This is a genomic window from Cellulosimicrobium composti, assembly GCF_009711085.1.
In the GTDB taxonomy this organism is placed as follows: domain Bacteria; phylum Actinomycetota; class Actinomycetes; order Actinomycetales; family Cellulomonadaceae; genus Cellulosimicrobium; species Cellulosimicrobium composti.
In genome coordinates this window covers 55,135-81,739 of sequence record NZ_WMKA01000015.1, presented here as the reverse complement: position 1 = coordinate 81,739, position 26,605 = coordinate 55,135, and the positions used below count along the sequence as shown (strand labels likewise).

Here is a 26,605-nt window from a genome sequence, read left to right as displayed (position 1 = left end):
GCACCGACGCGCCGCCGCCGCCGCGCGCCTGGCCGGACCGCGACCCCGGCGCGGCCGCCCGCCTCGAGGCCGCGCGCGCCGTCGTGCAGGGCCTCGCGGAGCGGTACGCGCTCCCCGTCGAGAACGTGCTCCAGCCCGACGCGCTGCGACGCGTGTGCTGGACGCCGCCCGACCCGGCGGACGCGGCCGGGATCGCCGCGTTCCTGCGCGGCCGGGGCGCGCGCGAGTGGCAGGTGTCCCTCGTCGCGGAGCCGCTCGCGGACGCGTTCGAGCGCGCCGCGGCGGCCTAGGCGCGGGGTAGGGTCGTCCGCGTGCACGACGCGAACCTGACGATCCGGACAGTGACCGACCGCGCCTCCTGGGACGCGCGGGTGAACGACCTCGGCGGCCACCCCCTGCAGCTCTGGGGCTGGGGCGAGGTCAAGGCCACGGGCGCCTGGACCCCGCACCGCGTGGAGGCGGTGGACGCCGACGGCCGCGTCCGCGGGCTCGCGCAGGTGCTCGTGCGGTCGCTGCCCGCGCAGTTCAAGGCGCTGTGCCACGTGCCGCGCGGCCCCGTGATCGCCCCCGCGGGCGACGGTTGGGGCGCGGGCCCGGGCGTGGGCGACGACGCGACGCGCGACGCGGTGACCCGAGCGGTCGTGGCGTGGTGCAAGTCGGCCGTCGGGGGCGTGGGCATCACGATCGAGCCGGACTGGCCGGTCGGGACGCACCTCGCGCTGCCCGACGCGCGCCCCGCGGCGAACCCGATCCTCTACCCGGTCACGCTGATCCTCGACCTCACGAGGTCGCAGGACGAGCTGACGAAGGCGATGGGCAAGTCGACGCGGTACGACATCCGCAAGGCGGCGCGCACGGGGCTCGAGGTGCGCCGCGTGACGGACGAGGCCGAGGTGCGCCAGGTGCTCGACGTCTACCACGAGACCGCGGAGCGCGCGGGCTTCGCGCTGCACGACGACGAGTACTACCTCGCGATCCACCGCGAGCTCGGGGAGCACTCGGTGCTCGTCGCCGCGTTCTCGGAGGGCGCGCCCGTGTCCTTCGTGTGGTGCGTGTCGTCGGCGACGACGTCGTTCGAGCTGTACGGCGGGATCAACGACGCGGGGCGCAAGCTGCGCGCCAACGCGCCCGTGAAGTGGCACGCGATCACGCTCGCGCAGGAGGCCGGCCTCGTGCGCTACGACATGAACGGGCTGCTCAACGACGGGATCAGCGAGTTCAAGCGCAGCTTCGCGCAGCACGACGACGAGCTCGTGCACAGCGTCGACGTGCCGTTCTCGATGTGGTACTCCGCGTGGAACAAGGGTCTGCCGACCGCGAAGAAGGTCGTGCGCAAGCTGCGCGGGAGCCGCTGACCGCACCGTTCCCCCGGGCCCGACCGCCCGTCGAGAGACCCGGTATCGCACGATGCGATACCGGGTCTCTTCATGTCGTAGCATCGGTCTCGTGTTTTACCGATACTCGCGGTAGCGTGTATCGCACGTACGACCCGAGCGGTGCCGCTCCGGACACCGCCGTCCCGACCATCTGCATCGGATGGAGATGCCATGACCGTGGCCAACGAGGCCCCCACCGGCGCGACAGGCACCGCCGTCGACACCCCCGCCGGCTCTCCCACCCCGGCACCCACCCAGGCCGCGCGCCGCCGCCCGGTCCGCGACGTCGTCTTCGTCGAGGGCGTGCGCAGCCCGTTCGGCAAGGCGCGCCCCGACGGGATCTACGCCGAGACCCGCGCGGACGACCTCGCCGTGAAGACGATCCGCGAGCTCCTGCGCCGCCGGCCCGAGCTGCCCGCCGAGCGCATCGACGAGCTCGCGCTCGCCGCGACCACACAGACCGGCGACCAGGGCCTCACCCTCGGCCGCAGCGTCGCCGTCCTCGCGGGCCTGCCCAAGTCCGTGCCGGGCTTCGCGATCGACCGCATGTGCGCGGGCGCGATGACCGCCGTGACGACGACCGCGGCGAACGTCGCCGTCGGCGCGCAGGACGTCGTGGTCGCGGGCGGCGTCGAGCACATGGGCCACCACCCCATGGGCGAGGGGTCGGACCCGAACCCGCGGTTCGTCGCCGAGAAGCTCGTGGACTCATCCGCGCTCGTCATGGGCGCGACGGCCGAGAACCTGCACGACCGGTACCCGCACCTCACCAAGGAGCGCGCCGACGCGTACGCGGTCGCGAGCCAGGCCAAGTACGCCAAGGCCCTCGCGAACGGCGACATCGCCCCCGACCTCGTGCCGATCGCGACCCGGTCGACCGAGCTCGGCTGGGGCCTGGCCACCGCGGACGAGCTCCCCCGCCCCGGCACGACCCTCGACGCGATCCGCGACCTCAAGACGCCGTTCCGCCCCGGCGGCAAGGTGACTGCGGGCAACGCGTCGCCGCTCACCGACGGCGCGACGGCGTGCCTGCTCGCCGCGGGCGACGTCGCCGACGAGCTCGGTCTGCCCGCGCGCATGCGCCTCGTCGCGTACGCGTACGCGGGCGTCGACCCGGAGGTCATGGGCATCGGCCCGGTCCCCGCGACCGAGCGCGCGCTCGCGTCGGCGGGCCTGACGATCGACGACATCGGCCTGTTCGAGATCAACGAGGCGTTCGCGGTCCAGGTGCTCGCGTTCCTCGACCACTTCGGCATCGCGGACGACGACGAGCGCGTCAACCAGTACGGCGGGGCCATCGCCATGGGTCACCCCCTCGCGTCGTCGGGCGTGCGCCTCATGACGCAGCTCGCGCGCCAGTTCGAGCAGCACCCCGAGGTCCGCTACGGCCTGACCACGATGTGCGTCGGGCTCGGCATGGGCGGCACCGTCATCTGGGAGAACCCGCACCACGCCGACTACTCCGGCCACACCTTCGAGACCGCGGAGAACTGACGATGAGCGCACCGACCGACACCCAGACGCCCACCGCCTCCCCGGACGCGACGACCGCCGCCCCGCGCGGCGAGCGCGTCACGCACTCGCTCGTGCGCGACGTCGCCCTCCCCGGCGGCACGGGCACGCTCGCCCTCGTCACGCTCGACAACGGGCTCGACCACACCAAGCCGACGACCCTCGGCCCGGCGGGCCTCGCGGAGCTGCACGCGGCCCTGGAGACGCTGCGGCGGCGCGCCGCGGACGGCGAGATCGTCGCCGTCGCGATCACGGGCAAGCCGTACTTCCTCGCCGCGGGTGCGGACCTCACGCAGGCGGCGGCCGTCCAGGTGCGCGACGACGCGCTCGCGCTCGGCCGCGCCGGGCACGCCGCGTACTCGCTGCTGCAGGACATGGGCGTGCCGACGTTCGCGTTCGTCAACGGCGTCGCGCTCGGCGGCGGCCTCGAGGTCGCGCTGAACTGCACGTACCGCACCGTCGCGTCCGACGCCGGCGCGCTCGCGCTGCCCGAGGTCGGCCTCGGGCTCGTCCCCGGCTGGGGCGGCGCGTACCTCGTGCCGCGCCTGCTCGGCGTCGAGAAGGCGATGGACGTCATCCTCGCCCGGCCCGCCGCGAACAAGCCCTTCAAGGCGAAGGAGGCGTACGAGATCGGGCTCGTCGACGCGCTCTTCGAGGCGCCCGACTTCCTCGAGTCCTCGCTGCGCTGGGCCGAGGCCGTGCTGCGCGGCGAGATCGTCGTCGAGCGGCGCGAGCTCGACCCGCAGCCCGTGTGGGACGCCGTCGTCGCCGGGACGCGTCAGCGCCTCGACGCCGTGGTCGCCGGCTCGCGCCCCGCCCCGTACCGCGCGCTCGACCTCGTCGCCGCCGCGCGCACCGCCTCGCGCGAGGAGGCGTTCGCCGCCGAGGACGAGGCCCTCGCGGACCTCATCATGAGCGACGAGATGCGCGCGAGCGTCTACGCGTTCCAGCTCGTGTCGAAGGGCAAGCGGCCCCAGGGCGCGCCCGACGCCAAGCTCGCCCGCCCCGTCACCCGCGTCGGGATCGTCGGCGCGGGTCTCATGGCCGCGCAGATCGCGCTGCTGTTCGCCCAGCGTCTCCAGGTGCCGGTCGTCATGCGCGACCTCGACCAGGAGCGCGTCGACAAGGGCCTCGGCTACGTCCGCTCGACGGTCGAGAAGCTCGTCGGTACGGGCCGCATGTCCTCCGACACGGGCGCGCGCATCCTCGGCTCCGTGCACGGCACGACGGAGATCGGCGACTTCGCGGGCTGCGACGTCGTCATCGAGGCGGTCACCGAGATCCTGCCGCTCAAGAAGAAGGTCTTCGCGGAGCTCGAGGAGATCGTCTCCCCCGAGGCGGTGCTGCTCACCAACACGTCGGCCCTGTCGATCACGGAGATGGCGGCGGACCTGCGCCACCCCGAGCGCGTCGTCGGGATGCACTTCTTCAACCCCGTCGCGCAGATGCCGCTCGTCGAGATCATCCAGGCGGCGAAGACCGACGACGCCGCCCTCGCGACGGCGTTCGCCATGACGAAGAAGCTCCGCAAGACGGCCGTGCTCGTCGCCGACCGGCCGGGCTTCGTCGTCAACCGCCTGCTCATCCTGCTCATGGGCAAGATCGTCGAGGCGGTCGAGAACGGCACGCCCGTCGAGGTCGCGGACCGTGCGGTCGCGCCGCTCGGCCTGCCGATGCCGCCGTTCGCGCTGTTCGACCTCGTCGGCCCGGCCGTCGGCCTGCACGTCCTCACGTCGCTGCGCGAGGACCTGGGCGACCGCTTCCCGGAGTCCCCCGGCCTCCAGCGCATCGTCGACGAGCAGATCCCCGTCGTGCTCGACGCGCCGAAGGGTCTGCCCAAGCCGGTCGACCCGGCGATCCAGCGGGTGTTCGGCACGGCCGAGGCGGGCGGCCCGCGTGAGCTCGACGAGGCGGGCGTGCTCGACTCGGTGCTCACGGCGCTCACGGCGGAGATCGGGCTCATGCTCGACGAGGGCGTGGTCTCGAGCCCCTCGCAGATCGACCTGTGCATGATCCTCGGCGCGGGGTGGGGCTTCCACCTCGGCGGCATCACGCCGTACCTCGACCGCACGGGGTACAGCGAGAAGGTCCTGGGCCGGCGCTTCCTGCCGGACGGCGTCGCGAACGTCCCGGCGGCGTCGCGCGTCTGACGAGACCCGGCAGCGATCCGGCTGCCGAGCATGTGGTTGTGGCCCGTCCCGAGCTCGGGACGGGCCACAGCCGCATGTTCGGCCCCGTGGGCGGTCGAGCGGGCGGGTCAGTCGTCCCAGCCCATGCGCAGGACCTCGAACGCCACGGCGTGCGTGACGCCCATGCGCTCGCCCGTCGGGGCGCTCATCGACGCGAGGAACGCGGCCGGGTCGAAGTCCTCCCACCCGAGCCCGTCGAGGTACGCGGCGTGCGCGCGCAGGGACGCGACGCCGGCGTCGAACGTCGCGCTCACGTCGACGCCGTGCGCGGCGTCGGGCGAGGCCGCGACCCAGACCTGGCGCACCCCGCCCCACGGCTCCAGCGCGTCGGACTCGACCTGCTCGCGGAACACCCAGCGGTTGCCCGCGTCCCGCACCGCGTCGACGACCGCGCGCCCGGTCGCGACGTGGTCCGCCTGGTTGAGCATCCCGCCCGGGAACGTCTCGCGGTAGTTGCCGGTGATGACGACGTCGGGCCGGTGCCGCCGGACCGCCCCGGCGATCGCGCGCCGCAGGGGCAGCCCGTACTCGAGCACGCCGTCGGGCAGGCCGAGGAACTCCACCTCGTCGACGCCCACGATCCGTGCCGACTCGATCTCCTCCGCCTCGCGCACGCGCCGCGTCTCGTCGGGGTCCATCCCGTCGATGCCGGCCTCGCCGCTCGTGACCATGCAGTACACGACGCGCTTGCCCTGGCCGGTCCAGCGCGCGACCGCCGCGGCGGCGCCGAACTCCATGTCGTCGGGGTGGGCGACGACGGCGAGGGCCGTGGACCAGTCCTCGTCCAGCGGGGTGAGCGGGGGCAGGGCATCGGTCGAGGTCATGACGCCACGCTATGCCGTGGGGCACGGCGCGTCACGTCGGCCGGGACGGGTCCCGCGGCGCGTCGTCGACCGGGGCGTCCTCGACCGGGGCGCCCTCGACCGGGGCGTCCTCGACCGACGTCACGGCCGGGTCGACGAACAGGCGCGCGCGCTCGGCGTCGACCACGGCGCGCGCGAGCGACGCCTCGGACACGTCGACGGCCCCGGCGAGCTCCTCGGCGAGCGCGCTGCGCCGCGCGTACGCGTCGAACAGGCGCGCCTTGGTGCCGAGGAGGCGCAGGAGGTGCTCGTCGACGCTGTCCGCCGTGAGCAGCCGGTGCACCTGGACGGTCTCGACCTGTCCCATGCGGTGGGCGCGCGCGACGGCCTGCGCCTCCGTCGTGGGCTTGGTCTGCGGCTCGCACAGGACCACGACGGACGCCGCCTGGAGGTTGAGCCCCACGCCCCCGACGTCGATCTGGCTCACGAGCACGCGCGGGACCTCGGCCGCGGTGAAGTCGTCGACGACCGCCTGCCGTGTGCGGGCGGGCACGGACCCCGTGAGGGGTGGCAGGGCGAGGTCGCCGAGCGCGCGGGCGGCCGCGTCGACCACGTCGCGGAAGAACGAGAACACCACGACCTTGCGCCCGTTCTCCGTCGCCTCGCGCGCGATCTCCACGAGTCGGCGCAGCTTCGCCGAGTCCTGCGCGTGCTCGACTGCGAAGGCGGCCCGGCGCATGGCCATGAACGACCCGGCGGCGACCGCCTCGCGGTACGCGGCGCCGTCGACCGGGCCGAACCGCTCCCACTCGTCGACCTGCACGAGCTCGGGCAGCTCCTCCAGCACGTCCTCGGCGTTGCGTCGCAGGTAGGCGGGCGCGACGGCGCGCCGGAACGTCTCCGGCCCGGCCGCGCCGTGCGCCGGGTCGAGGCGCGCGGCGAGCGCCGGCTGGAGGTAGCCGAGGAGCGCGCGGAACTCGGCCACGTGGTTCTCCATGGGCGTGCCCGTGAGGAGGACGACGTGCCCGGTCGTGGCCGCGAGCGCCGCGACCGCCACGGACCGCTTCGCGAGCGGGTTCTTCACGTAGTGCGCCTCGTCCACGACGAGCGCGGCGGGTGCGGCGGCGGCGAACGTCTCGTGGCCGGCGCGCCGCAGGCCGGCGAACGTCACGACGGCGACACCGCCCTGGCTGTGCCACGCGCGGGCCGCCGCGTCGCGGTCCTCGCCGTGGACCGCGTGCACGGCGAGGTCGGCGTGCGCGCGCAGCTCGCGCACCCAGTTCTCGAGCACGCTCGCGGGGCACACGACGAGCGCGTGCGTCGCCCCGCGCGCGACGAGGTGCGCGAGGACGGCGATCGCCTGGACGGTCTTGCCGAGCCCCATCTCGTCGCCGAGCACGACGCGGCGCTGCGCGAGCGCGAAGCGCGCCCCGAACGCCTGGTAGCCGCGCAGCGACACGCGCAGCAGGGTCTCGTCGAGCGCCTGCGTCTGCACGCGGTCGACGAGTTCTGCGGGCAGGTGCCCCTCGGCCGCGGCGAGGTCGCGGCCCGTGGGGGCGACGCCGTCGAGCAGCGCGTAGTAGGCGGCGGACCGGCGCCGGAAGTCCTCCCAGGCGTCGTACGGGCGCGCGGGCTCGGCGAGCAGGGCGGTGACGCGCCGCGCCTCCTCGGCGAGCCCCGTCGCGCGCGCCCGCTCGGCGAGACCCGCGAGGGTCGTGACGGCGTCGAACGCCCGACGGCGGCGCTCGCCCCACGCCAGCAGGCGGCGCGGACCGCTGGCCGCCACGAGCGCGTCGTCGCGCACCCGCTCGTGCTCGGCGAGGGTGCCGCGCACCTGGTCGCCGTACCGCGCGACGGCGGCGTCGGCCTGGTCGAGCGTGTGCAGCGCCTGGACGAGCGCGGTCGCCACGGGGTCCGTCGGCGTGAGGTCGATGCGGAAGCGCAGGCTCTCGCGCACGGCGCGCGCGACCTGCTCGGCGGCGGCGAGCAGGTGCGTCGCCGTCTGGGGCCCGATGCCGGGGACCTTCTCGAGTCCGTCGCGCCCGAGCCGCGCGACCTCCCCGACCGTGCGCACGCCCGCGTCCGCGAGCGCCCCGAGCCGCAGCCGCTCGCGCGTCACGTCGCGCAGCGTCGCGACGTCGACGGTGTCGAGGCGCGCCAGGACCTTCTCCTCGCGGCTGTCGCCGAACGCGGCGCGCACCTGCTCGCGCGCCGTCCCGGGCGCCGCGGAGAGGGTCGCGAGCAGCGCGGCGAGGGCGTCCGCCCCCGCGACGACCGCCCGAGCGGTGGCGACGTCGGGCAGCGCCGCACGCGGCGCGGTCACGCGTGCCAGCGAGCGAGGGACTCGGCGACGTACGTCACGTCGTGCGTCGAGCCGTCGGCGATCGACATCGTCAGCTCGTACACGTCGTCGTGCGGAGCATGCAGCGCGACCCCGTTCATGCCGTAGAACACGACGACGGCGACGAGACCGAGCCGCTTGTTGCCGTCGACGAGCGCGTGGTTCTGGACGACGGAGAGCATCAGCGCGGCCGCCTTCAGGTCGAGCGACGGGTACGCCTCCTCACCGAACATCGAGGCGCGAGGACGATGCACGGCCGAGTCGAGCGCACCCCAGTCGCGGACGACCGGCTCCGCCCGGAGCAGCGCGCGCGCCGCGGCGAGCAGGTCCCCGACCTCGAGGTACTCGACCTCTCGCGACGCGACCACCTCAGGCGAGCTTGTCGAGCACGGGTCCGTACTCGCGGATCGCGTCCGCGATCAGTCGATCACGGAGGGCGTCGCGCTCCGCGCCGTACCGTCGTACGGCCTCACGGACGATCTCGTTCTGCGAGCGCCCCTCACGCTCCGCGGCCGCTTCGAGGACGCGCTTCTCGTCCTCGGTGAACCGCACGACCATCTGGCTGCCGCTCATCCCGCACCTCCCGACGTGGTATCACCACAGTATCGCTCCCGGCCGCGGGCACGCTCCGGCACTCTCACGATGACGTGCCGACCTCCGCAGTCCAGCGCTCCATCCGGGACTGCGCCGCGTCGAGGAACGCCGTCTTATCGAGCGTGTAGTCGTCGTCGGCGTCCGCGTGGCGCGCGGCGGCGACGCGCTTCGTCGCCTCGTACTTTCGAGACGGGAGAAGCGGCCCCGGGAGCACGGCGGTCCGGGGCCACTTCTCACGTCTCGGCGAGCGGGCGCTCGTCGGCGGGTCGGGTCAGTACGTCGTCAGGCCGTGGACGCGGAACTGGTCGCGCACGCGCTCGGTGAGCCCGGCCGACGGAGCGGGAGTGTCGTCGAGCTCGTACGTGCGCCCGAGCGCGTCCCACTTGTCGCGGCCCATCTGGTGGAAGGGCAGCACCTCGACGCGCGTCACCGTGCCGGGCCGGATCGCGTCGAGCGACGCCGCGTACGCGGCGACCTTCCCCACGTTGTCCGGGTCGTCCGTGAGTCCGGGGACGAGGACGAAGCGCACCCACACCTCGGGCGCGTGGCCGGTGAGCCCGCGCTCGGCGATCCGCCGCCCGAACCGCAGGGTGGGCTCGAGGTCGCGGCTCGTGACCTTCCTGTAGGTGTCCGGGTCGCCGGACTTCACGTCGAGCAGCACGAGGTCGGTGTCGTCGAGCATCGCGTCGGTCGCGTTGGCGCCGAGGAAGCCGGACGTGTCGAGCGCGGTGTGCACGCCCATCGCCTTCGCGCCGCGCAGGACGCGCGCGGCGAACGCGGGCTGCATGAGCACCTCGCCGCCGGAGAGCGTGAGCCCCCCGTGCGTGGCCCGGAAGACGGGCAGGTAGCGCCGGACGCGCCCCAGGAGCTCGTCCGCCGTGACGGGCCGACCGTCCTTCATGGCGAACGTGTCGGGGTTGTGGCAGTACAGGCACCGCAGCGGGCACCCGTTGAGGAACACCGTGAGCCGGGTCCCCGGCCCGTCCACGGCGGTGACGAGCTCCCAGGAGTGGACCGAGCCGAGCTCGCCCGCGCGCATCGCCGCGAGCTTGTCGGCCCGGTCCACGTCCGCGACCGTCAGCCCGTCCAGGCCCGCGCCCGCCCGGCGCGCGTGGCCTACGGGCGTGCCCGACGCCGCGGGCCCGGCCGCGGAGGACGGGGCACCCGGGACGTCGAGGCGCGTGGCGTCGTCGGGCAGGGTGCCCCCGGCGACGCCGCACCCGCGCGCCGTACGACCGGCGGGGCCGGGAAGGGTGACGGTCATGGCTGGTCTCCTCGCCCGTGCGTCAGAGCGCGCCGTGGAAGGTGCGCGAGAGCACGTCGAGCTGCTGCTCGCGCGTGAGGCGGACGAAGTTCACCGCGTACCCGGACACGCGGATCGTCAGCTGCGGGTAGTTCTCCGGGTGGTCCATGGCGTCCAGGAGCGTCTCGCGGTTCAGCACGTTGACGTTCATGTGGTACCCCTGCGACCCGATGTAGGCGTCCAGGAGGCCGGCGAGGTTGGTGACCTGCTCCTTCTTGGTGCGCCCGAGGCCGCTCGGCACGACCGTGTTGGTCAGCGAGATGCCGTCCTGCGCCTCGTCGTACGGCAGCTTGGCCACCGACAGCGCCGAGGCGAGCATGCCGTGCGTGTCGCGACCGTTCATGGGGTTGGCTCCCGGGGCGAACGGCTCGCCGGCGCGGCGGCCGTCGGGCGTGTTGCCCGTCGCCTTGCCGTACACGACGTTCGACGTGATGGTCAGGACCGACTGCGTCGGCACCGCGTCGCGGTACGTGGGGTGACGACGCACCTTGGCCATGAACCGCTCGACGAGGTCGACGGCGATCGCGTCGGCCCGGTCGTCGTCGTTGCCGAACGTGGGGTACTCGCCCTCGGTGACGTAGTCGACGACGAGGCCGCGCTCGTCGCGGACGACGGAGACCTTCGCGTGCTTGATCGCCGACAGCGAGTCCGCCGCGACGGACAGGCCCGCGATGCCGCACGCCATGGTCCGCAGCACGTCCTTGTCGTGCAGCGCCATCTCGATGCGCTCGTACGCGTACTTGTCGTGCGACCAGTGGATGCAGTTGAGCGCCTCGACGTACGTCGCGGCCAGCCAGTCCATCGTCGCGTCGAACTTCGCCATGACGTCGTCGAAGTCGAGCACGTCGCCCTCGACGGGCGCCGCCACGGGCGACACCTGCTTGCCCGTGATCTCGTCGCGCCCGCCGTTGATCGCGTAGAGCAGCGTCTTGGCGAGGTTGACGCGCGCCCCGAAGAACTGCATCTGCTTGCCGACCCGCATCGGCGACACGCAGCACGCGATGGCCGCGTCGTCGCCCCAGTGGGCGCGGATGAGCTCGTCCGACTCGTACTGCACGGCCGAGGTGTCGATCGAGACCTGCGCGCAGTAGTCCTTGAACCCCTGCGGCAGGTCGGGGCTCCAGAAGACCGTCATGTTCGGCTCGGGGGCCGGGCCGAGGTTGTAGAGGGTCTGGAGGAACCGGAACGAGTTCTTCGTGACGAGCGGGCGCCCGTCCTCGCCCATGCCGCCGATCGTCTCGGTGACCCACGTCGGGTCGCCGGAGAACAGGGCGTCGTACTCGGGCGTGCGCAGGAACCGCACGATGCGCAGCTTGATGACGAAGTCGTCGATGATCTCCTGCGCCTCGGACTCCGTGAGGCGGCCGGCCTCGAGGTCGCGGTCGATGAAGATGTCGAGGAACGTCGACGTGCGGCCGAGCGACATCGCGGCGCCGTTCTGCTCCTTCACCGCGGCGAGGTACGCGAAGTAGAGCCACTGCACGGCCTCGCGGGCCGACGTCGCCGGGCCCGAGATGTCGTAGCCGTACTCGGCCGCCATGTCCTTGAGCTCGCCGAGCGCGCGGATCTGCTCCGCGTGCTCCTCGCGCTCGCGCACGACGGCCTCGCTGAACGGGCGCGTGTCGAGCTCGAGCTTGTCGAGCTTCTTCGCGGCGATCAGCGCGTCCACGCCGTACAGGGCGACGCGGCGGTAGTCGCCGATGATCCGGCCGCGGCCGTAGGCGTCGGGCAGGCCGGTGATGATGTGCGACGAGCGCGCGGCGCGCACGTTCGGCGGGTAGACGTCGAACACGCCCTGGTTGTGCGTCTTGCGGTACTCGGTGAAGACCTTCTTCAGGGTCTCGTCGACCTCGTAGCCGTAGGTCGCCAGCGCGCCCTCGACCATGCGCCACCCGCCGTTCGGCATGATCGCGCGCTTGAGCGGGCCGTCGGTCTGCAGGCCCACGATCACCTCGTGCGCCTTGTCGATGTACCCCGGCGCGTGCGCGGTGATGCCCGCGGGCGTGTGCGGGTCGACGTCGTAGACGCCCCGCTCGCGCTCCTCGGGGAACATCGCCGAGAGCGCGGCCCAGATGCCGGTCGTGCGCTCCGTGGGCCCGGCGAGGAACGACGCGTCGCCCGTGTACGGGCGGTAGTTGCGCTGGATGAAGTCCCGCACGTCGACCGTGTCGCGCCACGGCCCGTCGGTGAAGCCCTCCCACGCGGGGACGTGGGCGGAGTCGGTGCTCGGGGCACCCTCCGCGCGGACGCCGCTCGTCGTGCCGGGTGCCTCGGAAACGCTGGTCATCTGGACCTCCCTCGTGCCTGACGCGCGGGTCCGCGCGCCGGCCGGAACCGCCGGTCCCGCGAGGCCCCGGGTGGAGGCTCTCGGTCGAGGTCCGGCGGGCTCCTTCGCCACCTCCAGGCTAGGTTCGCGAGGCCACCCGCGGACCGGTTCCGGGACGTCCGAGGACCTAGGTCCCGAGGCGGGCGGGACCCGCCGGGAACGGCGGGATGCTGCGCCTCCCGAGCGGTTCGTCACCTCCAGTCGGGGGCCCTTGTGATGACCTTCACAAGTGCCCAGGAGCCTCGTGCACCACCCGCCCGGGACGTCGGTGACGCACGACACGGACGCACGTCACACGCTCGCCCGACGAGAAGACGCCTTCCGTGTGAGACTTCCCGGGTGAAGCGCACCGTAGGGGTCGAGGAAGAGTTCCTGCTCGTCGGCGACGACGGGCAGCCCGTCGCCCGTGCCGCCGAGGCACTGGAGGCGTCGGGCACCGACGACAAGGGCGGCGGCACAGGGTCGCTCGAGTCCGAGTTCATGGAGGAGCAGCTCGAGACGGCGACGCACCCGCGCCGCGAGCTCGACGACCTCGCGACGGAGATCCGCGACGGCCGACGCCGCGCCCAGGAGGCCGCGGACACGGTCGGCGCGCGCGTCGCCGCGCTGTCCACCTCTCCCCTGCCGTTCGAGGGGACGACGGTCTCCCGGCTGCGCTACCTCGAGGCGCGCGCCGCGTTCGGGCTCACCGCGCGCGAGCAGCTCACGAGCGGGTGCCACGTGCACGTCGCCGTCGCGGACGACGTCGAGGGCGTCGCCGTGCTCGACCGCATCGGCCCCTGGCTCTCGACGCTGCTCGCCCTGAGCACGAACTCCCCGTTCTGGCAGGGCGAGGACAGCGGGTACGCGAGCTTCCGCTCGCAGGTCTGGTCGCGCTGGCCGACGGCGGGACCCACCCGCGCGTTCGGCACGCCCGAGGCGTACCGCGAGGCGGTCGACGGGCTCGTCGCGACCGGGACGATCCTCGACGAGAACATGGTCTACTTCGACGCGCGCCTGTCCTCGCGGTACCCGACGGTCGAGATCCGCGTCGCCGACGTGTGCCTCGACCCCGACACCGCGACGCTCGTCGCGGCGCTCAGCCGCGGGCTCGTGGAGACCGCCGCGCGCGAGGCCGCGCAGGGCACCCCGCCCCCCGAGCTGCGCCCGGAGATCCTGCGCACCGCCGCGTGGCGCGCGGGCCGCTCCGGCCTCGAGGACGACCTCGTCTCGCCGCTGACCTGGCGACCGGCGCCCGCGCACGACGTCGTCGGCCAGCTCGTCGCCCACGTGCGCGACGCGCTCGTCGACGCGGGCGACCTCGACGCCGTCACCGAGCTGCTGGGCCGCGTGTGGTCGGGAGGCAACGGCGCCGCGCGCCAGCGCGCGTGGTTCGCGGCGTCCGGGGGCGACCTGCGCGCCGTCGTCGAGAAGGCCGTGGAGGTCACGCACTCCTGAGCCCCGCGCGCCCGTGGCTCTCGTCGGGCCTACGGGCGCGCGGGCGCCGGTCCGGCGGGTGCTGCGAGGGCGCGCACCGCCGCGACGACGTCGTGCACCGTGCGGCCCACGACGTCCGGGGCCGGGCCGTCGCCCGCGTCCCGGCCGTGCGACACCCACCCGGTGCGCACCTCGGCGGCGCGTCCCGCCGCGACGTCCGCGTGCAGCGCGTCCCCGACCATCCAGACGTCCCGGCGGTCCGCGCCGTCCGCACCGACACGCTCGAGCGCGACCTCCAGGAGCCGGGGGTCGGGCTTGGCCGCGCCCTCCTCCTCGGACACGACGACCGCGTCCACGTGCGGCGCGAGCGCGCAGCGCGCGATCTTGCCGCGCTGCTGCGCGGAGGTCCCGTTCGTCACGACGACCACCCGGTCGCCCTCGGCGCGCAGCCCGTCGAGCAGCGCGGGCACACCCGGGTACGCGCGCACGTGCGCGAGGATGCCGGCGCGGAACCGCTCGACCACCGCGGGCAGGTCCGCCTCCCACCCGAGCCGGTCGGCGATGACGCGCGCCACGTCGGTCTTGCGCGCGAAGCCGCCGCCGTCCGCCGCGACGATCGCCGCGAGGTCGTCGCCGCTGCCGCCGGCCCGCGCGACCGCGTCCGCCGCCCAGAGCGCGAACGCGTCGTCGCGCCCGACGAGCGTGTTGTCGAGGTCGAGGAGCCAGATCACGCGTCGGACCCTACCCGCGCGCGGCACCGGTCCGGAGGGTGGTCCGGCGCGCGGACCCGGGGCCCACCCGGCCGGGTCTGCCGACGCACCCGGCCGGGTGCGTCGGTGCGCCCGGGCGTGTGCCCGCCCGCGCGGGGGCGTCAGTCGTGCGCGAGCGTCGCGAGCGCGTCGAGCACGTCGCGCGCGACGTCCGCCGCGGTGAGGCGGTAGGTCGCGGCCACCTGGTCGCGCGTCGCGTGGTCGAGGAACTGGGCGGGCAGGCCGAGCGCGTGCACCGGCGTGCGCACGCCCGCCTCGAGCGAGCGCTGCGCGAGGAGAGCGCCCACACCGCCGTCGGCGACGCCGTCCTCGACGCTCACGACGAGGTCGTGCTCGCCCGCGAGCTTGACGAGCGCGCTCGGCATCGGGAGCACCCACGTGGGCGAGGCGACGGTGACGTCCACGCCGTGCGCGGTGAGCGACTCGGCCGCACCGAGCGCGACGCGCGCCATCGACCCCGGCCCGACGAGCAGGACCCGCGCGCGCGGTGCCGCGTCCTGCGCAGCCGCCGGGGCGTCTCCCGGCACGGCGAGCAGGTCGACGCCGTCCACGGTGTCCACGGCGGGCAGCGGATCCGAGAGCGCGCCCTTGGGGTAGCGCACGACCGTCGGCGCGTCGTCGACGTCCACGGCCTCGCGCAGCGCCGTCCGCAGCGTCGCCTCGTCGCGCGGGGCCGCGAGCCGCAGGCCCGGCACGACGCGCAGCATCGCCATGTCCCACATGCCGTTGTGGCTCGCGCCGTCGTCGCCCGTGATGCCGGCGCGGTCGAGCACGAACGTCACGCCGGCCTTGTGCAGCGCGACGTCCATGAGGACCTGGTCGAACGCGCGGTTGAGGAACGTCGCGTAGACGGCGACGACGGGGTGCAGCCCCGCGAACGCCATGCCGGCCGCCGACGTCGCCGCGTGCTGCTCCGCGATGCCGACGTCGAACGTGCGCTCGGGGAAGGCCTGTGCGAACGGCTTGAGGCCCACGGGCTCGAGCATCGCGGCGGTGATGGCGACGACGTCGGTGCGGCGACGCCCGATCTGCACGATCTCGTCGGCGAACACGCCGGTCCAGCCGAACCGCGAGGGCGCCACCGGCAGACCCGTCTCGGGGTGGATCTTGCCGACGGCGTGGAAGCGGTCGGCGACGTCCTGCTCGGCCGGGGTGTAGCCACGGCCCTTCTCCGTGATCGCGTGCACGATCACGGGCGCGCCGTACGCCTTGGCACGACGCAGCGCGTGCTCCATCGCCTCGACGTCGTGGCCGTCGACGGGCCCGACGTACTTGATGCCGAGGTCCTCGAACATGCCCTGCGGCGCGACGACGTCCTTGAGGCCCTTCTTCAGGCCGTGCAGCCACTCGTACGCGAACCGCCCGGGCGCGCCCGACCGGTTGAGCGTGCGCTTGCCCCACTGCAGGAAGCTCTCGTAGCCGTGCGTCGTGCGCAGCGTGGACAGGTGGTGCGCGAGGCCGCCGATCGTCGGCGAGTACGAGCGCCCGTTGTCGTTGACGACGATCACGAGGCGCCGGTCCTGGCTCTCGGCGATGTTGTTGAGCGCCTCCCAGGCCATGCCGCCCGTGAGGGCGCCGTCGCCGATGACCGCGACGACGTGCCGGTCGGTGAGGCCGCGCACGACGTTCGCCTTCGCGATGCCGTCGCCCCACGAGAGCGCGGTCGACGCGTGCGAGTTCTCGACGACGTCGTGCTCCGACTCCGCGCGCGACGGGTAGCCCGAGAGACCGCCCTGCTTGCGCAGCGCGGAGAAGTCCTGGCGCCCCGTGAGCAGCTTGTGCACGTAGGACTGGTGGCCCGTGTCGAACACGAACGTGTCCGTGGGCGACGAGAACACGCGGTGCATCGCGATCGTCAGCTCGACCACGCCGAGGTTCGGGCCGAGGTGGCCGCCCGTGCGCGAGACCGAGTCGACGAGGAACGCGCGGATCTCCGCGGCGAGCTCTCGCGCCTGCCCCGGGGTCAGCCGTTGCACGTCCTCGGGCGAGGTGATCGTGCCAAGCAGGCTCATGCAGATGCTCCGTTCCGTTCCCGTGCGTCCAGCCCGACAACTCTAGGTGGTCGCGGCACGTGACCCGCGCACCGGTGCGCGGGGCGACGGGACCTTCACGTCATTGACGCACACTCCGGCGCCCGACGCACGGACCGCGCGCGAGCGGAAGATCACTTCCGCACTGCGGACAACGGCGGTGCCCGACCTCGTACGATGGACCCATGCGCTTCCTGCCCGGACAGTCCCCCGCGACCGACCTGACGTACGGCGACGTCTTCCTCGTCCCGTCGCGATCGGAGGTCGCGTCGCGCTTCGACGTCGACCTCTCCTCCGACGACGGGACGGGGACCACGATCCCGGTCGTCGTCGCGAACATGACGGCCGTCGCCGGTCGCCGCATGGCCGAGACGGTGGCCCGCCGCGGCGGCCTCGCGATCATCCCGCAGGACGTGCCGACCGACGTCGTCGCGGACGTCGTGGCCGACGTGAAGTCGAAGGACCCCGTCATCGAGACCCCCGTCGTCGTCGGCCCGCACGACACGGTCCACACCGCCCTGACGCTCGTCGGCAAGCGGTCCCACGGCGCGGCGGTCGTCGTGGACGGCGGGCGTCCCGTCGGGGTCGTCACGGAGGCCGACTGCGCGGACGTCGACCGCTTCACGCAGGTGCACCAGGTCATGACGACCGAGCCGCTCGTGCTCGACGCCGCCGTGCTCGACGGCGGCCGCGCCGGCCTCGAGGCCGCGTACGAGCAGCTCCACTCGGCCCGCCTCAAGGTCGCGCCCGTGACGCGCGACGGGTCGCTCGTCGGGGTCCTCACCCGCAAGGGCGCGCTGCGCTCGTCCGTGTACACGCCCGCGCTCGACGCGCTCGGCCGCCTGCGCGTCGGCGCCGCGGTCGGCATCAACGGCGACGTCGCCGCGAAGGCGAAGGAGCTCCTCGCGGCGGGCGTGGACGTGCTCGTCGTCGACACCGCGCACGGCCACCAGGCGAAGATGCTCCAGGCGCTCGACGCGGTGCGCTCGGTCGGCCCGGACGTCCCCGTCGTCGCGGGCAACGTCGTCACCGCCGACGGCGTGCGCGACCTCGTGGCCGCGGGCGCGGACATCGTCAAGGTCGGCGTCGGCCCGGGCGCGATGTGCACGACGCGCATGATGACGGCCGTCGGGCGCCCGCAGTTCTCGGCCGTCCTCGAGTGCGCGGCGGCGGCGCGCGAGCTCGGCAAGCACGTGTGGGCCGACGGCGGGGTGCGCCACCCGCGCGACGTCGCCCTCGCGCTCGCCGCGGGCGCGTCGCAGGTGATGATCGGGTCGTGGTTCGCCGGCACCTACGAGTCGCCGGGCGACCTGCACGACGACGGCACCGGCCGCCTCTACAAGGAGAGCTTCGGCATGGCCTCGGCGCGCGCGGTCGCGGCGCGCACGGCCGGCGGGTCGCCGTTCGAGCGCGCGCGCAAGGGACTCTACGAGGAGGGCATCAGCTCCGGCCGCATGTTCCTCGACCCCCAGCGTCCGGGCGTCGAGGACCTGCTCGACCAGATCACGTCGGGCCTGCGCAGCTCCGCGACCTACGCGGGCGCCACGAGCCTCGCCGAGTTCGCCGAGCGCGCGGTCGTCGGCATCCAGTCGGCCGCGGGCTACGAGGAGGGCCGCCCGCTCCCGGTGAGCTGGTGACGGGCGACACGGTCTCGCGCACCTCCGCGCGCGACCAGCTCGCGGCGGCCACGCGCGACGGCGGCGCGTGGCCCGAGCCCTGGCGCCACGCCGTCGGCCCCGTGCGCGACGACGCCCGCCGGGCCGCCGTCCTCCTCCTGTTCGGCGTGCTCGACCACGCGCCCGCCGAGCACGTCACGCCCGCCGTCCCGCGCGCGCTCGACGTGCTCCTCCTCGCGCGCGCCTCGACGCTCGGTCACCACCCGGGCCAGGTCGCGTTCCCCGGCGGCCGCCTCGAGCCCGGCGACGACGGGCCCGTGGGCGCCGCGCTCCGCGAGGCGCGCGAGGAGACGGGGCTCGACCCGGACGGCGTCGACGTCCTCGGCTCGCTGGGCGAGCTCCCGCTGCCGGTGAGCAACCACCGCGTCACGCCCGTGCTCGCGTGGTGGGCGCGCCCCACGCCGGTCCGCGCCGTCGACGCGGCCGAGTCGGCGCACGTCTTCCGCGTCCCCGTCGCCGACCTGCTCGACCCGGAGCGCCGACGCACCGTCACGGTGCGGCACGCCCGCCGCGTGCACCGGAGCCCGGGCTTCCTCGTCGAGGCCGACGGCCGCGAGCACCTCGTGTGGGGGTTCACGGGCGGCGTCCTGGACGCGCTGTTCGACCGCCTGGGCTGGACCGAGCCCTGGGACCGCACGCGCACGGTCCCCGCCCCGCTCTGAGCCACCCTGCGTCGCGCCCGCGCGGCCGTGCGTCAGGAGCCGTCCGGCTCCGACCTTCCCGCGAGCCGCGTGCCGAACGCGGGCGTGCCCGTGAGCGTCGCGTACGAGCGCCGCACGACCTCCTCGAGCACGGCGAGGTCGACGGCGTCGAGGTCCTTGAGGTAGAGGCACCCCTTGCCGACCGTGTGCGGCCCGAGCCGGGCCAGCAGGTCGGTGTGGGCGTCCACGCCGTCCATGAGGTAGACCGTCGTCGCGGCCTTGCGCGGCGAGAAGCCGGCCGCCGCGGTGTCACCCTCGCGCCCGCTCGCGTAGCGGTAGTGGTACGAGCCGAACCCGACGATCGACGGCCCCCACAGGCGCGGCCGCTCTCCCGTGACGCGCGACAGCATCTCCACGAGCCGCCGGGCGTCGCGTCGGCGCACCGGGTGCTCGACCGACGCGAGGTACGCCTCCACGTCCGCGTCGGTCGGCTGGGTCTTGTTCTCGCTCGCGGCCATGGCACCAGTCTCTCGTGGCACGACGCCGTCGTGGCGAGATCGGCAGTCCCCTGCCGGTTCGGCACGTGCGACCGCCGATCTCGCCACGACCTGCCGATCTCGCGTCGGCCGCGCGCGGAACCCCGGAGACGACGGCGGGGCGCCCACCTCGAGAGGTGAGCGCCCCGCCGGGGCGTGCGTCCCGCTGGCTCAGGCGACGAGTCCAGCCGGTCGCCCGAGTCCTGCGTTCCGCTGCGGGCGAGTGCCTCGTTCCTCGGCCCTCACCCTGCGCCGCACTCCGGACTCAGGCGACGAGCGAGCGGAGCACGTACTGCAGGATGCCGCCGTTGCGGTAGTAGTCCGCCTCGCCGGGGGTGTCGATGCGCACGACGGCGTCGAACTCGACCGTCGTCCCGTCGCCCTTCGTCGCGGTGACCTTCACGGTCGACGGCGTGGTGCCGTCGTTGAGCGCCGTGATGCCCGCGATGTCGAACGTCTCGGTGCCGTCGAGGCCGAGCGACTCGGCGTTCTCACCCGCCGGGAACTGCAGCGGGAGCACGCCCATGCCGATGAGGTTCGAGCGGTGGATGCGCTCGAAGCTCTCGGTGATGACCGCCTTGACGCCCAGGAGCGCGGTGCCCTTGGCCGCCCAGTCGCGCGACGAGCCGGAGCCGTACTCCTTGCCGCCGAGGATGACGAGCGGGGTGCCCTGCGCGGCGTAGTCCTGCGCGGCGTCGTAGATCGTGTCCTGCGCGTTCTTCACGAAGTTGAACGTGTACCCGCCCTCGACGTTGTCGAGGAGCTGGTTGCGCAGGCGGATGTTCGCGAACGTGCCGCGGATCATGACCTCGTGGTTCCCGCGGCGCGAGCCGTAGGAGTTGAAGTCTCGGCGCGCGACGCCGTGCTCCGCGAGGTACTTGCCGGCGGGCGAGTCCACCTTGATGGCGCCCGCGGGGCTGATGTGGTCGGTCGTGACCGAGTCGCCGAGCTTGGCGAGCACGCGCGCACCCGAGATGTCCGTGACCGGCGACGGCTCCATGCCCATGCCGTCGAAGTACGGGGGCTTGCGCACGTAGGTCGACTCGGCGTCCCACGCGAACGTGTCGCCCTCGGGGGTCTCGAGCGCACGCCAGCGCTCGTCGCCCGAGAAGACGTCCGCGTAGTCCTTGGTGAACATGTCGCGGTCGATCGACGCGTCGATCGTCGCCTGCACCTCCTCCGGCGACGGCCAGATGTCCTGGAGGAACACCGGCTCGCCGTGCGGGTCCGTGCCGAGCGGCTCGCTGTCGAAGTCGAAGTCCATCGTGCCCGCGAGCGCGTACGCGATGACCAGCGGCGGCGACGCGAGGTAGTTCATCTTCACGTCGGGGTTGATGCGGCCCTCGAAGTTGCGGTTGCCCGACAGGACCGAGACGACCGACAGGTCGTGCTCGTTGACCGTCGCCGAGATCTCCTCGGCGAGCGGGCCCGAGTTGCCGATGCACGTGGCGCAGCCGTAGCCGACCAGGTGGAAGCCGAGCTTCTCGAGGTACGGCCAGAGGCCGGCCTTCTCGTAGTAGTTCGTCACGACCTGCGAGCCCGGCGCCATCGACGTCTTGACCCACGGCTTCGACGCGAGGCCGCGGTCGACGGCCTTCTTGGCGAGCAGCGCCGCCGCGAGCATGACCGACGGGTTCGACGTGTTGGTGCACGACGTGATCGAGGCGATGACGACGTGGCCGTGGTCGAGCTCGGTCTGCGTGCCGTCCTCGAGCGTCACGGGGACGACCTTGTGCGGGCGCTTCGCGCTGTCGGCGTGGCCCGGGGCGACCGGGTGGTCGGACTCGTTGTCGTGCGCGGCCGCCGCGATCGGGTCGGACGCGGGGAACGTCTCCTCGACCGACTCGTCGAGACCGGTGAACGGCGCGGCCTCGTGCGCGTCGACGTAGTCGAGGATCGCGGACGCGAACGACTCCTTCGCCTCGCCGAGCTCGATGCGGTCCTGCGGGCGCTTCGGGCCGGCGATGGACGGGACGACCGTCGACAGGTCGAGCTCGAGGTACTCCGAGAACACGGGCTCGACGTAGCCGTCGGCCTCCGGGTCGAGCCACAGGCCCTGCTCCTTGGCGTACGCCTCGACGAGCGCGAGCTGCTCGTCGCTGCGGCCCGTGAGGCGCAGGTAGTCGATCGTCACGCCGTCGATCGGGAAGATCGCGGCGGTCGAGCCGAACTCGGGGCTCATGTTGCCGATGGTCGCGCGGTTCGCGAGCGGCACCTGGGCCACGCCCGCGCCGTAGAACTCGACGAACTTCCCGACGACGCCGTGCTGGCGCAGCATCTGGGTGATGGTGAGCACGACGTCGGTCGCGGTCACGCCCGCGGGGATCGAGCCCGAGAGCTTGAAGCCGACGACGCGCGGGATGAGCATCGAGACGGGCTGGCCGAGCATGGCCGCCTCGGCCTCGATGCCGCCGACGCCCCAGCCGAGCACGCCGAGGCCGTTGACCATCGTCGTGTGCGAGTCGGTGCCGACGCACGTGTCGGGGTACGCGCGGAGCACGCCGTCGACCTCGCGGGTCATGACGGTGCGCGCGAGGTACTCGATGTTGACCTGGTGCACGATGCCGGTGCCCGGGGGGACGACCTTGAAGTCGTCGAACGCCGTCTGGCCCCAGCGCAGGAACTGGTAGCGCTCGTGGTTGCGCTGGTACTCGTACTCGACGTTGCGCTCGAACGCGTCGGCGCGGCCGGCGACGTCGATCTGGACGGAGTGGTCGATGACCATCTCGGCCGGCGCGAGCGGGTTGATGCGCGACGGGTCGCCGCCGAGCTCGGCGACGGCCTCGCGCATCGTGGCGAGGTCGACGACGCACGGGACGCCCGTGAAGTCCTGCATGATCACGCGCGCCGGCGTGAACTGGATCTCGGTGTCGGGCTGCGCGTCCGGGTCCCAGGACGCGAGCGCACGGACGTGGTCCGCGGTGATGTTGGCGCCGTCCTCCGTGCGCAGGAGGTTCTCGGCGAGGATCTTCAGGCTGTACGGGAGGCGCTCGACACCCTCGACGGCGGAGAGGCGGAAGATCTCGTACGAGTTCTCACCGACCTCCAGCGTTCCCTTCGACCCGAACGTGTCGACGCTGCTCACTCGTAGCTCCTTCGTGGCGAGACGGTGGCACGGATGCCATGGTTCAGGGGGCTTCGCCCAGCCTACGCCGGGCCGGCGCGCCGCCCCCGCCAGGCCCCGGAGGGCTGCTGGGGCGGTGGTCGGCGGCTCGTCCACGACCCGCTGCGACCTGCACCGCGACCAGCATACCCCATATATCTTGACGTCAAGATATATGGCTCGCACCCGTGTGCACGGCCCCGCGCCGCTCGTCGGCCGGGCGCCCGCCCGGAGGCCCGGGAGCGCCGTCGTCAGAGGTCGCAGTCGCAGAGCAGGTTGAGCTCGACGACCTGCTCCCCCTCCTCCGGGCGCGCCCACGCCTCCGCCTCGGCGCGCGTCGCGAAGCTCCGTCCCGCGAGCCGTCCGTTGGCCAGCAGGACGCTCACGCCCACGACGTCCCGGACGTCGTCCGTCTCTCCCGTCGTCACCCTCGGTCCTCTCCGCCCGCCGCCCTCGCGCGGGCCACCTGGTCGTTCCGCCCCTCTCCCGGGGAACGCGCGGGGAGGCGCGTTCATGCCCGGCGCGCGCACCGCTGCGACCCGACGGACCGAGGCCCGCCGAGCCCGGGCGAGGCTCAGCGCGTGAGGACGGCGACCGCCTCGAGGTGGTGCGTCATGGGGAAGAGGTCGAACGCGCGCAGCGCGGAGAGCCCGTAGCCGTGGTCGGCGAGGTAGGCGACGTCGCGCGCGAGGGCCGCCGGGTCGCACGCCACGTACACGACGCGCGACGGGCGACGGGCGGCGATCGCCTCGACCACGGCGCGCCCGGCGCCGACGCGCGGCGGGTCCAGCACGACGACGTCGGCGTCGGCCGGCTCGTCCGCGAGGACGCGCTCGACCGGCCCGTGGTGCAGCGTGACCCGGTCGATCCCGTGCGCGTTGCGTCGTGCGTCGCGCACCGCGCGGTCGTCCCCCTCGACCGCGACGACCGAGCCCGCGCTCCCGACCGCCTCGGCGAGCGGGGTCGTGAAGAGACCGGCGCCCGAGTAGAGGTCGAGCACGCGCGCGCCGTCGACGTCGCCCACCCCGTCGAGGACCGCGCGGGTCAGCGTGGCGGGCGCCTCGCGGTGCACCTGCCAGAACCCGGCGGCCGCGACGCGGTAGACGTGCTCCTGGTCGCCGAGGGCGACGCGCTCGACGACGCTGCGGCGCGCGTTGGGTCGCTGGTCGGGCGACCCGCCGCGCCAGGGCGTGCCGTCCACGAGGAGCACGGGCGCCGAGCCGACGGGGGCGACGAGCTCGATGCGCGTGCCGGGGCGCCACGTGCGCGTGAAGACCTTCTCGTGCACGGCGAGGTCCGCGGCGTCCTCGCTCGCGAGCGGCATCGACTCGAGCGGGACGACGTCGTGCGAGCGGAAGCGGTGCATGCCGGCCCGTCCCCCGCCGTCGGCCACGAGGTCCACGCGCGTGCGGTAGGCGAGGCCGCCGCGCTCGTCGTCGCCGGGCAGACCCTCGACCTCGACCTGAGGGTGAGACTCATCGAGGTCGATCCCCGCGATCCGGCGCAGCTGCTCGGCGAGGACGTCGCGCTTCCAGCGCCGCTGCGCGGGGAGGGCCACGTGCGCGAGCTCCCCGCCGCCCACCCCGCCGGGACCGGCCTCCGGCCACACCGACGGCACCCGGTCGGCCGACGCCTCGAGGACCTCGACCGCGTCCGCGCGCCAGAACTTCGCGGCGTCGCCGCCCTCCGTGACGCGCGCGCGGACGCGCTCGCCGGGCAGCGCGTGGCGCACGAAGACGACGCGGCCGTCGTGCCGCGCGACGCAGTGCCCGCCGTGCGCGACCGGGCCGACCTCGAGCTCGACCTCGACCTCAGGTCGAGGCTCGACGCGTGGCGACCGCCGGGTCTGGCGCCCCGAGCGCCGGCCCGGACGGCGCGGGACGTGCCGGGGCTCGAACGGGTCGGAGGGCACGGCGGGACCACGCGAGGAGGACGGCATGCCCCCAGTATCCCGGACGCGGCCGTCGCTCGCCGCCCGTCAGTAGCCGGTGAAGCGCTGGCGGAACCCCTCGCCCTCGAGGCCCGTCTGGCCCTGCGACGAGGAGAGCTGCCACGGCACGGACGCCACGACGACGCCGGGCGTGAAGAGCAGGCGGCCCTTGAGTCGCAGCGCGCTCTGGTTGTGCAGCAGCTGCTCCCACCAGTGCCCCACCACGTACTCGGGGATGTAGACCACCACGAGGTCGCGCGGCGACTCGCGCCGCACCGAACGCACGTAGGACAGCACGGGTCGCGTGATCTCCCGGAAGGGCGAGTCGAGCACGCGGAGCGGCACCGGGAGGTCGAGCGCCTCCCACTGGCGCATGAGCTCGTCGACGTCGTCCGGGTCGACGCCGACGGTGACGGCCTCCAGCACCGACGGGCGCGACGCGCGCGCGTACGCGAGCGCGCGCATCGTCGGCCGGTGGATCTTCGACACGAGCACGATCGCGTGCACGCGGCTCGGCAGGGCGCGCGCCGCGGTGGCCTCGTCGTCGCCGAGCGCGAGCTCGTCGCGCACCGTGTCGTAGTGCTTGCGGATCGACCGCATGAGCACGAACACGAGGCCCATGGCGAGGATCGCGATCCAGGCGCCGTGCGTGAACTTCGTGACGAGCACGATGACGAGCACCGTCGCGGTCATCGCGAGGCCGACCGCGTTCACCGCGCGCGAGCGGCGCATCCGCGAGCGCTCGCGCGGCTGGTGCTCGGTGCGCAGCGCGCGCGTCCAGTGCCGCACCATCCCGAGCTGGGAGAGCGTGAACGAGACGAACACGCCCACGATGTAGAGCTGGATGAGGCGCGTGACCTGCGCGTCGAACGCCCAGATGAGCACGATCGCGGCGACGGCGAGCGTGATGATGCCGTTCGAGAACGCGAGCCGGTCGCCGCGCGTGTGCAGCTGCCGGGGCAGGTAGCCGTCCTTGGCGAGGATCGAGCCGAGCACCGGGAAACCGTTGAACGCGGTGTTGGCCGCGAGGACGAGGATGATCCCCGTCACCGCCGAGACGACGTAGAACAGCACCGGCACGCCGCTGAACACCGTCTCCGCGAGCTGCCCGAGCACCGGGTGCTGCACGTAGTCGGCGGGCAGCGGCTCGCCGTCGAGCGCGAGCTGCGTGTGCGGGTCCTCCGCGTAGTGCACGCCCGTCGCGCGCGCGAGGAAGAGGATGGACAGCATCATCACGGCGGAGATGCCGCCGAGCAGCGCGAGCGTCGTCGCCGCGTTGCGCGACTTCGGCTTGCGGAACGCGGGGACGCCGTTGCTGATCGCCTCGACGCCCGTGAGCGCCGCGCACCCGGACGCGAACGCGCGCGCGACGAGGAACGCGCCCGCGATCCCGATCAGCCCCTGGTCGAACCCGCTCTCGGCCGTGAGCTCGAACCGCGCGCTCTCCGCCTGCCCCAGCGAGCCGGTGACGTACCGGAAGAACCCGACGACCGCCGTCGTGCCGATGGCCGCCATGAACAGGTAGACCGGCACCGCGAAGAAGGTGCCGGACTCCTTGACCCCGCGCAGGTTGACGAGCGTGAGCAGCACGACGAGACCGATCGCGAACGCCGCCTCGTGGTCGCGCAGCGCGGGGATCGCGCTCGCCGCGTACTGCGCTCCCGAGGAGATCGACACGGCGACCGTGAGCACGTAGTCGACCATGAGCGCCGACGCGACGCCGACGCCCGCGGTCGGTCCGAGGTTGACCGTCGCGACCTCGTAGTCGCCGCCGCCCGACGGGTAGGCGCGCACGTTCTGGCGGTAGGACGCGACGACCGTGAGGAGCACGACCACGACGGCGAGCCCCACCCACGGGGAGATCATCGTGGCGCTGAGGCCCGCGATCGCGAGGGTCAGGAGGATCTCGTCGGGCGCGTACGCCACGGACGAGAGCGCGTCGGACGCGAAGACGGGCAGGGCCACGCGCTTGGGGAGCAGCGTGTGGCCCAGGTGCTCGCTGCGGACCGGCCGCCCGAGCAGCAGCCGCTTCGCGGCATCAGCGATCTCCGACACGAGG

Annotated in this window: 20 protein-coding genes and 1 pseudogene; 7 read left to right on the top strand and 14 right to left on the bottom strand. The window is 73.8% G+C overall.

Annotated features, from left to right (window positions below):
- The 4 genes and pseudogenes from GJV82_RS19420 to GJV82_RS08810 all read left to right on the top strand — a co-directional run.
- Positions 1-290 (top strand): annotated as a pseudogene (locus tag GJV82_RS19420) (ribonuclease D); the annotation flags it as partial.
- 51 nt (positions 291-341) lie between these two features.
- On the top strand, positions 342-1,355 hold the full coding sequence (locus GJV82_RS08820; RefSeq protein WP_318657451.1) for a lipid II:glycine glycyltransferase FemX: 1,014 nt from the start codon (positions 342-344) through the stop codon (positions 1,353-1,355).
- A gap of 192 nt (positions 1,356-1,547) precedes the next feature.
- The gene (locus GJV82_RS08815; RefSeq protein WP_024839542.1) at positions 1,548-2,870 is read left to right on the top strand and encodes a thiolase family protein; all 1,323 of its coding nucleotides are present in this window, start codon (positions 1,548-1,550) and stop codon (positions 2,868-2,870) included.
- Positions 2,871-2,872: 2 nt separating this feature from the next.
- On the top strand, positions 2,873-5,038 hold the full coding sequence (locus tag GJV82_RS08810; RefSeq protein WP_155098940.1) for a 3-hydroxyacyl-CoA dehydrogenase NAD-binding domain-containing protein: 2,166 nt from the start codon (positions 2,873-2,875) through the stop codon (positions 5,036-5,038).
- A 107-nt stretch (positions 5,039-5,145) separates the two neighbouring features.
- Here the strand turns inward: GJV82_RS08810 and GJV82_RS08805 are convergent, their stop codons facing one another.
- From GJV82_RS08805 to pflB, 7 genes are all read right to left on the bottom strand, one after another.
- On the bottom strand, positions 5,146-5,901 hold the full coding sequence (locus GJV82_RS08805; protein ID WP_024839540.1) for a PIG-L deacetylase family protein: 756 nt from the start codon (positions 5,899-5,901) through the stop codon (positions 5,146-5,148).
- Positions 5,902-5,932: 31 nt separating this feature from the next.
- Positions 5,933-8,203, bottom strand: coding sequence for a DEAD/DEAH box helicase (locus GJV82_RS20720; protein ID WP_318657450.1), 2,271 nt, complete (start codon positions 8,201-8,203; stop codon positions 5,933-5,935).
- The gene (locus tag GJV82_RS08795; RefSeq protein WP_318657449.1) at positions 8,200-8,589 is read right to left on the bottom strand and encodes a type II toxin-antitoxin system death-on-curing family toxin; all 390 of its coding nucleotides are present in this window, start codon (positions 8,587-8,589) and stop codon (positions 8,200-8,202) included. Before GJV82_RS08795 ends, GJV82_RS20720 begins: the two co-directional genes overlap by 4 nt.
- 1 nt (position 8,590) lies before the next feature.
- Positions 8,591-8,794: a ribbon-helix-helix protein, CopG family gene (locus GJV82_RS08790; RefSeq protein ID WP_141391113.1), complete on the bottom strand. Its 204-nt coding sequence runs from the start codon at positions 8,792-8,794 to the stop codon at positions 8,591-8,593.
- 64 nt (positions 8,795-8,858) lie between these two features.
- Positions 8,859-9,029 carry a hypothetical protein gene (locus GJV82_RS08785; RefSeq protein ID WP_155098939.1) on the bottom strand — a complete coding sequence of 57 codons (171 nt, stop codon included), beginning with the start codon at positions 9,027-9,029 and terminating at the stop codon, positions 8,859-8,861.
- Between the two features lie 57 nt (positions 9,030-9,086).
- Complete coding sequence (gene pflA, locus GJV82_RS08780; RefSeq protein WP_155098938.1) at positions 9,087-10,079, bottom strand: pyruvate formate-lyase-activating protein; 993 nt, start codon at positions 10,077-10,079, stop codon at positions 9,087-9,089.
- 22 nt (positions 10,080-10,101) lie between these two features.
- A complete protein-coding gene (gene pflB, locus GJV82_RS08775; RefSeq protein ID WP_155098937.1) occupies positions 10,102-12,405 on the bottom strand; it encodes a formate C-acetyltransferase in 2,304 nt (767 codons plus the stop codon).
- Between the two features lie 378 nt (positions 12,406-12,783).
- On the opposite strand from pflB, the gene GJV82_RS08770 reads away from it, so the two are divergent.
- Positions 12,784-13,881 (top strand): carboxylate-amine ligase, encoded by a 1,098-nt coding sequence (locus tag GJV82_RS08770; RefSeq protein WP_024839536.1) that lies wholly within the window; start codon positions 12,784-12,786, stop codon positions 13,879-13,881.
- A 29-nt stretch (positions 13,882-13,910) separates the two neighbouring features.
- Here the strand turns inward: GJV82_RS08770 and GJV82_RS19415 are convergent, their stop codons facing one another.
- On the bottom strand, positions 13,911-14,591 hold the full coding sequence (locus tag GJV82_RS19415) for an HAD family hydrolase (protein ID WP_187308660.1): 681 nt from the start codon (positions 14,589-14,591) through the stop codon (positions 13,911-13,913).
- A 140-nt stretch (positions 14,592-14,731) separates the two neighbouring features.
- Entirely contained in the window at positions 14,732-16,642 is a 1,911-nt protein-coding gene (dxs, locus tag GJV82_RS08760) for a 1-deoxy-D-xylulose-5-phosphate synthase (RefSeq protein ID WP_115942463.1), read from the bottom strand.
- A gap of 203 nt (positions 16,643-16,845) precedes the next feature.
- On the opposite strand from dxs, the gene guaB1 reads away from it, so the two are divergent.
- Positions 16,846-18,297 (top strand): GMP reductase, encoded by a 1,452-nt coding sequence (guaB1, locus tag GJV82_RS08755; protein ID WP_155098934.1) that lies wholly within the window; start codon positions 16,846-16,848, stop codon positions 18,295-18,297.
- Positions 18,291-18,998, top strand: a complete 708-nt coding sequence (locus GJV82_RS08750; RefSeq protein ID WP_155098959.1) for an NUDIX hydrolase — start codon at positions 18,291-18,293, stop codon at positions 18,996-18,998. The genes guaB1 and GJV82_RS08750 overlap by 7 nt, the downstream gene beginning before the upstream one ends.
- 32 nt (positions 18,999-19,030) lie before the next feature.
- Here GJV82_RS08750 and GJV82_RS08745 read toward each other — a convergent pair whose 3' ends face one another.
- The 5 genes from GJV82_RS08745 to GJV82_RS08725 all read right to left on the bottom strand — a co-directional run bounded on the left by GJV82_RS08745 (position 19,031) and on the right by GJV82_RS08725 (position 26,601).
- The gene (locus tag GJV82_RS08745; protein ID WP_155098933.1) at positions 19,031-19,495 is read right to left on the bottom strand and encodes a DUF1801 domain-containing protein; all 465 of its coding nucleotides are present in this window, start codon (positions 19,493-19,495) and stop codon (positions 19,031-19,033) included.
- 283 nt (positions 19,496-19,778) lie between these two features.
- Entirely contained in the window at positions 19,779-22,598 is a 2,820-nt protein-coding gene (locus GJV82_RS08740) for an aconitate hydratase (protein ID WP_162289397.1), read from the bottom strand.
- Positions 22,599-22,867: 269 nt separating this feature from the next.
- Positions 22,868-23,044, bottom strand: coding sequence for a hypothetical protein (locus tag GJV82_RS08735; protein WP_155098932.1), 177 nt, complete (start codon positions 23,042-23,044; stop codon positions 22,868-22,870).
- A gap of 146 nt (positions 23,045-23,190) precedes the next feature.
- The gene (locus GJV82_RS08730) at positions 23,191-24,555 is read right to left on the bottom strand and encodes a class I SAM-dependent RNA methyltransferase (protein WP_155098931.1); all 1,365 of its coding nucleotides are present in this window, start codon (positions 24,553-24,555) and stop codon (positions 23,191-23,193) included.
- Between the two features lie 39 nt (positions 24,556-24,594).
- Complete coding sequence (locus tag GJV82_RS08725; RefSeq protein ID WP_162289396.1) at positions 24,595-26,601, bottom strand: APC family permease; 2,007 nt, start codon at positions 26,599-26,601, stop codon at positions 24,595-24,597.
- Positions 26,602-26,605: the final 4 nt, after the last annotated feature.

Excerpts from the sequence above, each read along its gene's own strand:
- pflA (WP_155098938.1), bottom strand. The coding sequence starts at position 10,079 with ATGACCGTCACCCTTCCCGGCCCCGCCGGTCGTACGGCGCGCGGGTGC.
- GJV82_RS08810 (WP_155098940.1), top strand. The coding sequence starts at position 2,873 with ATGAGCGCACCGACCGACACCCAGACGCCCACCGCCTCCCCGGACGCG.
- guaB1 (WP_155098934.1), top strand. The coding sequence starts at position 16,846 with ATGCGCTTCCTGCCCGGACAGTCCCCCGCGACCGACCTGACGTACGGC.
- GJV82_RS08790 (WP_141391113.1), bottom strand. The coding sequence starts at position 8,794 with ATGAGCGGCAGCCAGATGGTCGTGCGGTTCACCGAGGACGAGAAGCGC.
- dxs (WP_115942463.1), bottom strand. The coding sequence starts at position 16,642 with ATGAGCCTGCTTGGCACGATCACCTCGCCCGAGGACGTGCAACGGCTG.
- GJV82_RS08815 (WP_024839542.1), top strand. The coding sequence starts at position 1,548 with ATGACCGTGGCCAACGAGGCCCCCACCGGCGCGACAGGCACCGCCGTC.
- GJV82_RS08745 (WP_155098933.1), bottom strand. The coding sequence starts at position 19,495 with ATGGCCGCGAGCGAGAACAAGACCCAGCCGACCGACGCGGACGTGGAG.
- GJV82_RS08730 (WP_155098931.1), bottom strand. The coding sequence starts at position 24,555 with ATGCCGTCCTCCTCGCGTGGTCCCGCCGTGCCCTCCGACCCGTTCGAG.
- pflB (WP_155098937.1), bottom strand. The coding sequence starts at position 12,405 with ATGACCAGCGTTTCCGAGGCACCCGGCACGACGAGCGGCGTCCGCGCG.
- GJV82_RS08805 (WP_024839540.1), bottom strand. The coding sequence starts at position 5,901 with ATGACCTCGACCGATGCCCTGCCCCCGCTCACCCCGCTGGACGAGGAC.